The 6,888-nt window shown below is 69.5% G+C and carries 4 protein-coding genes; 2 read left to right on the plus strand and 2 right to left on the minus strand.

The features are described 5' to 3' along the window. Positions 1 to 2,238, minus strand: a 2,238-nt coding sequence (locus tag VF542_RS10285) for a GNAT family N-acetyltransferase (protein WP_408651613.1), incomplete at its 3' end; no start/stop codon positions are given. A 36-nt stretch (positions 2,239 to 2,274) separates the two neighbouring features. After that, positions 2,275 to 3,471, minus strand: coding sequence for an acetoin utilization protein AcuC (locus VF542_RS10290; RefSeq protein WP_408651614.1), 1,197 nt, complete (start codon positions 3,469 to 3,471; stop codon positions 2,275 to 2,277). A 500-nt stretch (positions 3,472 to 3,971) separates the two neighbouring features. Between VF542_RS10290 and VF542_RS10295 the strand changes: the two genes are divergently transcribed. Both VF542_RS10295 and VF542_RS10300 read left to right on the plus strand, forming a co-directional pair. Continuing rightward, positions 3,972 to 4,787 carry a hypothetical protein gene (locus VF542_RS10295; RefSeq protein ID WP_408651615.1) on the plus strand — a complete coding sequence of 272 codons (816 nt, stop codon included), beginning with the start codon at positions 3,972 to 3,974 and terminating at the stop codon, positions 4,785 to 4,787. Between the two features lie 71 nt (positions 4,788 to 4,858). Beyond that, positions 4,859 to 6,769 carry a fumarate reductase/succinate dehydrogenase flavoprotein subunit gene (locus VF542_RS10300; protein WP_408651616.1) on the plus strand — a complete coding sequence of 637 codons (1,911 nt, stop codon included), beginning with the start codon at positions 4,859 to 4,861 and terminating at the stop codon, positions 6,767 to 6,769. Positions 6,770 to 6,888: the final 119 nt, after the last annotated feature.

Raw genomic sequence — 6,888 nt, forward strand, 5'->3', positions numbered from 1 at the left:
TTGCACGATCACCTCGGCCCGCTCCGGCAGAGCCAGTGACGCCCAGGCCTCGTCGATGTCGCGAGGACCGCCGAGATGCAACCGGACCGCGCCGGGCACTTTCAGCGCCACCGGCCAGCCCAGCCGGTCAGCGGCCCGCGCCGCCGCGCCGATGCTGTCCGCCGGCTCGCTCGCGATGACCTCGATGCCATAGCAGGCAAGCAACTGCCGGGTTTCGGCGAGCGTCAGCAGACGCTCGGCCGGCGTATCGGCCATCAGCCCCGCAACGAACTCCCGGGCCGCGGCAGCGTCCAGATCGGCGAGTTCCAGGTGCTCCCCGGCATCCCGGCGGCGCCACCTGGCGTAGCGGATCACGTGTGCCAGCGCGGTGACCGCGCGTTCGGGTGAGGAGTACGAGGGAATCGAGCCCGGCATCGGAGCCAGCGGGCCAGGCACCGCGAGCGCCGCCGGTACGCCGTCGAAGCCCAGGAAGGTCGAGAGCACCGGTTTCGGCTGCCCGGCAACGGCCTTGCGCAACTCCTCGGCGACCGGCAACTCCTGGCCGCGGTGCATGGGCGGGACGAAGATGGTGACCACCGCATCGACATCCGTGGCCGCAAGCGCTTCCCGCACGGCAGCGCCGAACTCCTCGGCACCCGCGTCGGTGCCGACGTCGACCAACCGGGCCAGCTCCATTCCAGAGCTGCTCAAGGCGTCGGCGACCAGCATCCCCAGCGCCGTGGAATGGCCCACCACGGCAACCCGATTGCCCTCGGGCAACGGTTGGGTGCTGAGCAGCAGGGCGACGTCGAAGAGCTGGGCCAGGGTGTCGGTCCGGATCACACCCGAGGCCTCGAACAGCGCCTGGACGCTGGCTTCGGGAACGTCCACCGAGGTGGGCCGCAAGCCGGCGACCATCGCGCCGCGGCCGCTCTTGACGGCCACGATGGGTTTGCGCCGGGCGAACCGGCGGGCGATCCTGGCGAACTTGCGGGGATTGCCGAAGCTTTCCAGGTACAGCAGGGCGATCTCGGTTGCCGGGTCGCCTTCCCAGTACTGCAGCAGGTCGTTGCCCGACACGTCGGCCCGGTTGCCGGCCGAGACGAAGCTCGATACGCCGAGCCCACGGCGGGCCGCCTCGCCCAGCGCCGCGACGCCGAGTGCCCCGGACTGGCAGAAGAAACCGGCCCGGCCGGCCACTGGCACGACCGGCGCCAGCGATGCGTTCAGCGCCACGGAGGGGTCGGTGTTGATGATTCCCAGGCAATTGGGCCCGATCACCCGCATCCCGTGCGTCCGGGCCTGGGAGACCAGCTCGCGCTGGGCCCTGGCTCCTTCGAGCCTGGCCTCGGTGGTGCCGGTCTCGCCGAATCCGGCTGACATCACCACTAGCCCGTGCACCCCGCGGGCAGCGCACTGTGCCACCACATCTCCGACCTCAGCGGCCGGAACGGCGAGCACCGCCAGGTCCACCTCGCCCGGAACGTCGGCGATGCTCGGGTAGGCCAGCGTGGCGCTCACCGAACGGGCGTGCGGGTTGACCGGGAAGATCGGTCCGGTGAAGCCGGAGCGTTGCAGGTTGCGCACGACCAGGTTTCCGATCTTGGCGGGATCCGCGCTGGCGCCGATCACCGCCACCGAGCGCGGCACCAGCAGCCGTCGGATGGATCGCGAATCGGCCCGCAGTTCCCGCTCGCGCATCACCTTCTCGGTCAACTCGGTCGCGGCGATGTCGAACTCGAGGCTCACCTCGTTGCCATCGAGGTGCCGCGAAGGCTGGTAGCCGGCATCCAGGAACACCCGCAGCATCGTGCTGTTCTCGACCAGCACCAGCGCCTCGAACCGGGTGATGCCCAGCTCGCGCGCGGTTTCGGCGAGATGTTCCAGCAGCACCGAGCCGATCCCCCTGCCCTGATGGGCATCGGCCACCACGAACGCGACCTCGGCGCTGGTGCCGGCGATGGCCGGGTCGGGACCCGGCAGCCGATCGAAGCGCCCGACGGCGATGATCTCGCGGCCCAACCACGCCGCCAGCGCGACCCGGTCCACGTGATCCACATGGGTGAACCGGATCAGATCCCGTTGTGGGATCGTCGGATAAGCGGAGAAGTAACGCAGGTATCGGGTGCGCACCGACAACCCGGCATGGAAGGCCACCAGCGCCTCGGCATCGCCGGGAGTCAGCGGCCGCAGGTGCACCGTGCCGCCGTCGGCCACCACCACGTCGGCTTCCCAGCTCGGCGGGTAGCCACCCGTCACGGGGATCCCGCGGCCTGGTCACGGGGATCCCGCGGCCTAGTCACGGGGATCCTGCGGATCCAGGCCCAGCAGCGGGAAGCTGGCGTTGCGGGTGGCCCAGATCGAGCGGTCCAGCCAGGACTCGCCGCCGGGTGCCCAGAGCTGCGGCTCGGGCTCGCGCCCCTCTCCCATCAGCTGCGGCAGCGCGGCGTTCACCCCACGCCGGCGCAAGGCATCCGACCAGGACGGCGGGATCTCGGTTCGCGGATCGATCGGCTGCCCGGTCATCTCGGCCAGCAGGTGCGTCCAGGTGCGGGGCACGCAGCGCAGCACGCCGTAACCGCCGCCGCCGGTGGCCAGCCACCGGCCGCCGGCGACCCGGTGCGCGAGCTGGTGCAGGGCCATGTAGGCGGCCCGCTGGCCGTCGACGGTGAGGGCCAGGTCCGCCAGCGGATCCTCGTGATGGGTGTCGCACCCGCACTGGGTCACCAGGACGTCGGGAGCAAACGCTGTCACCGCGCCCGGCACCACCGCGTGGAACGCCCGCAGCCAGCCATCGTCGGAGGTGCCCGGCGGCAACGCCAGGTTCACCGCGGTTCCCTCGCCGGCGCCGGTACCGATGTCCCAGGCCATTCCGGTTCCCGGATAGAGCGTGCGCGGATCCTGGTGCATCGAGATGGTCAGCACCCTGGGATCGTCATAGAAGGCCGCCTCGACGCCGTCACCGTGATGGACGTCGATGTCGACGTAGGCCACCCGCTGGGCACCGGCGTCCAGCAGCGTCCGGATCGCCAGCACCACGTCGTTGAACACGCAGAAACCGGCGGCCGAATCCCGCATCGCGTGGTGCAGGCCGCCGGCGATGTTGACCGCGTGCCGGGCAGCGCCGCTCCAGACCTGCAGGGCGGCCTGCCGGGAGCCACCGGCGATCAGCGCCGAGGCGGAGAACATGCCCGGAAACACCGGGTTGTCAGCGGTGCCCAGGCCGAATCCCTGGTAACCGGGATCCGCACCCGCTGCCCGGACCGCGGCGAGGTAGTCGGGCCCGTGCACGCTCAGCAGTTCGGTGTCCCCGGCGGGCACCGGTTCCAGCACCGCCAGCCGGTCCAGCACCCCGAGGCTGCGGGCCAGTGACATCGTCAGCTCGAGCCTGAGCGGTGCCAGCGGGTGCTCGCCGAAGTCATAGCCCAGATAACCCTGCCCCCAGACGAGGGTCGTCCGGCAGTCGGATCCGTTCTCCTGTGGCCACCCCATGAGAATTGACGGTAACGGTCGCGGCGGCGGGCTACATCCCGGCGCGGCCGCCGGGCGTCCATCGGGGTCCCCGGCCCGCGCCGTCCCGGTGTGCCGGACCTCCGGCGAGGATGGTTGGCTAGGGGTGTGAAGTTGGACATACTCAGGCTTGACGGTTGGCCGACGTCATACGATCTGCCGTTGGATGGAAGAGGCAACATACCGCTCTCTGTCGAGCTGAGAACGCTGAACCGCGCGGTGGCGGATCCGCACGGCCGTCGCGTGGCTGCGCGGCACAGTACGGTGAGTGCCGACCGTGATGCGGCTTCGCAACGATCTCGAGCGGTTCGAGCTGGACGTGCACGACGTCTGCTCGCTGCCGCCGACTGGCCCGGGAGGAACCCCATCGAGATGCACCAGCTGACCGACGAGTCCTATGACGCGACGATGTGGGGCGAGCACACCGACGGCCAAGGCGAGGAAGGCGACGGAGCCATCGGCGGCTACCGGGGAACCTCGCGATGACCAAGGCAGATCCGACCGACCGCGCCACCGGCGTCAACGCTCCCGGCCGGGCCCGCATCGGCGCCCGGACGCTGCGCACCGACCGCTGGTGGCTGCCGCAGGTGATCACGGCCACGGTGCTGGGGCTGTTCGCCATCTACGCGACGGTGCGGGCTTTCCAGAACGGTGACTATTACGCCGAGCCGTACCTGACGCCGCTGTACTCGCCGTGCCTCAGCGTCAAGTGCGTGCCGGAGTCCAGTGACTTCGGCACCCCGATCGGCAGCTGGTTCCCGCTGTCGCCGGCGATCATCATCCTGATCTTCCCGCTGGGCTTCCGGATGACCTGCTACTACTACCGCAAGGCCTACTACCGCGCGTTCTGGCTGTCGCCGCCGGCCTGTGCGGTGGCCGAACCGCACGCCAAGTACACCGGTGAGACCCGGTTCCCGCTGATCCTGCAGAACATCCACCGCTACTTCTGGTACGCGGCGATGCTGTTCTCGGTCATCCTGACCTACGACGCGATCCTCGGTTTCCGCAACGAGCGCGGCCAGTGGGGGCACATGGGCCTGGGCACCGTGGTGCTGCTGATCAATGCCGCGCTGATCTGGGCCTACACGCTGTCCTGCCACTCCTGCCGGCACATCGTGGGCGGCCGGTTGAAGCACTTCTCCAAGCACCCGTTGCGGTACTGGGCTTGGGGCAAGGTCTCGGTGCTCAATGCCCGGCACATGCAGCTGGCCTGGGTGTCGCTGGTCTGGCTGGTGGTCACCGACTTCTACATCTTCCTGCTGGCTCGTGGCGCCTTCAGCGATCCCCGGTTCTTCTAGGGCCGCGTTCCCCGCTGAGTCGACACCTTCCCGCGCACTGAACACCGGATCTGAAGAGGACTGCTGCGAAGATGACCGAATATGAAGAGCACCGATACGACGTCGTGATCATCGGGGCCGGCGGCGCCGGACTGCGCGCCGCCATCGCCGCCCGCGAGGCCGGGCTGCGCACCGCGATCATCTGCAAGTCGCTCTTCGGCAAGGCGCACACGGTGATGGCCGAGGGCGGCATCGCCGCCTCGATGGGCAACGTCAACTCCAGGGACAACTGGCAGGTGCACTTTCGCGACACCATGCGCGGCGGCAAGTTCCTGAACAACCCGCGGATGGCCGAGCTGCACGCCAAGGAGGCCCCGCAGCGGGTCTGGGAGCTCGAGACCTACGGCGCGCTGTTCGACCGGACCCCCGACGGCAAGATCAGCCAGCGCAACTTCGGCGGCCACGAGTACCCGCGACTGGCCCACGTCGGTGACCGCACCGGCCTGGAGCTGATCCGCACGCTGCAGCAGAAGATCGTCTCGCTGCAGCAGGACGACGGCGGCGGGGTGGCCTCGGACGGCAAGCTCAAGGTGTTCGCCGAGCTGACGGTCACCGAGCTGCTGCTCGACGACGGCGGCGCGATCGCGGGCGCCTTCGGGTACTGGCGCGAGTCCGGCAGGTTCGTGGTGTTCCGGGCGCCGGCCGTGGTGCTGGCGACCGGTGGCATCGGCAAGTCCTTCAAGGTCACCTCCAACTCCTGGGAGTACACCGGCGACGGTCACGCGCTGGCGCTGCGGGCCGGGTCCAACCTGATCAACATGGAGTTCGTGCAGTTCCACCCGACCGGCATGGTGTGGCCGCCGTCGGTCAAGGGCATCCTGGTGACCGAGTCGGTCCGCGGCGACGGCGGGGTGCTGCGCAACTCCGATGGCGAGCGGTTCATGTTCAACTACGTGCCGGACGTGTTCCGCAAGAACTACGCGCAGAGCGAGGACGAGGCCGACCGCTGGTACAAGGACCCGGACAACAACAAGCGACCGCCCGAGCTGCTGCCCCGCGACGAGGTCGCCCGGGCGATCAACTCCGAGGTCAAGGCCGGCCGCGGCTCGCCGCACGGCGGGGTGTTCCTCGACGTCTCGACCCGGTTGCCGGCCGAGGAGATCACCCGGCGGCTGCCCTCGATGCACCACCAGTTCAAGGAACTGGCCGACGTCGACATCACCAAGGAAGCGATGGAGGTCGGCCCGACCTGTCACTACGTGATGGGTGGCGTCCAGGTCGATCCGGACAGCACTGCCGCCGACGGGGTTCCCGGGCTGTTCGCGGCCGGCGAGGTCGCCGGCGGCATGCACGGCTCGAACCGGCTGGGCGGCAACTCGCTGTCCGACCTGCTGGTCTTCGGCCGCCGGGCCGGTGACGGCGCCGCCGAGTACGTGGCCTCGCTGCAGGGCTCCTACCCGCTGGTGAACGAGAAGTCGGTGGCGGCGGCATCAGCCGCGGCGCTGGCGCCGTTCAACATCGAGTCCGGCGAGAATCCCTATACCGTCCATCAGGAACTGCAGCAGACCATGAACGACCTGGTCGGCATCATCCGTACCGAGCCCGAGATGCGGCAGGCACTGGACCGGCTGGCAGACCTCAAGGCCCGGGCTCGCCAGGTGAGCGTCGAGGGGCACCGGCAGTTCAATCCCGGCTGGCACCTGGCGCTGGACCTGCAGAACATGATCGCGGTCAGCGAGTGCGTGGCCCGGGCCGCGCTGATCCGGCAGGAGAGCCGCGGCGGGCACACCCGCGACGACTACCCGGCGATGAGTGCGGACTGGCGGCGGCGCAACCTGGTCTGCACGCTCAGCGCCGACTCCGACGGGATGGGCGACGTCACCGTCGTCGAGAAGCCGATCCCGGCGATCCGGCCGGATCTGCTCGAGCTGTTCGAACGGGACGAGCTGGTCAAGTACCTGACCGAGGACGAGCTTCCCGCCGCCGGAGCCGGCAATGAGTGAGGATCGCAGCGAGCGCCAGCGAGCGAGGACCGGAGCGAATCACACGATGAGCGCTTGCGCGAAGAGCAGAAGATCATGAGTGAGGATCGCAGCGAGCGCCAGCGAGCGAGGACCGGAGC

The organism is Jatrophihabitans sp., assembly GCF_036389215.1.
Lineage (GTDB): Bacteria > Actinomycetota > Actinomycetes > Mycobacteriales > Jatrophihabitantaceae > Jatrophihabitans_A.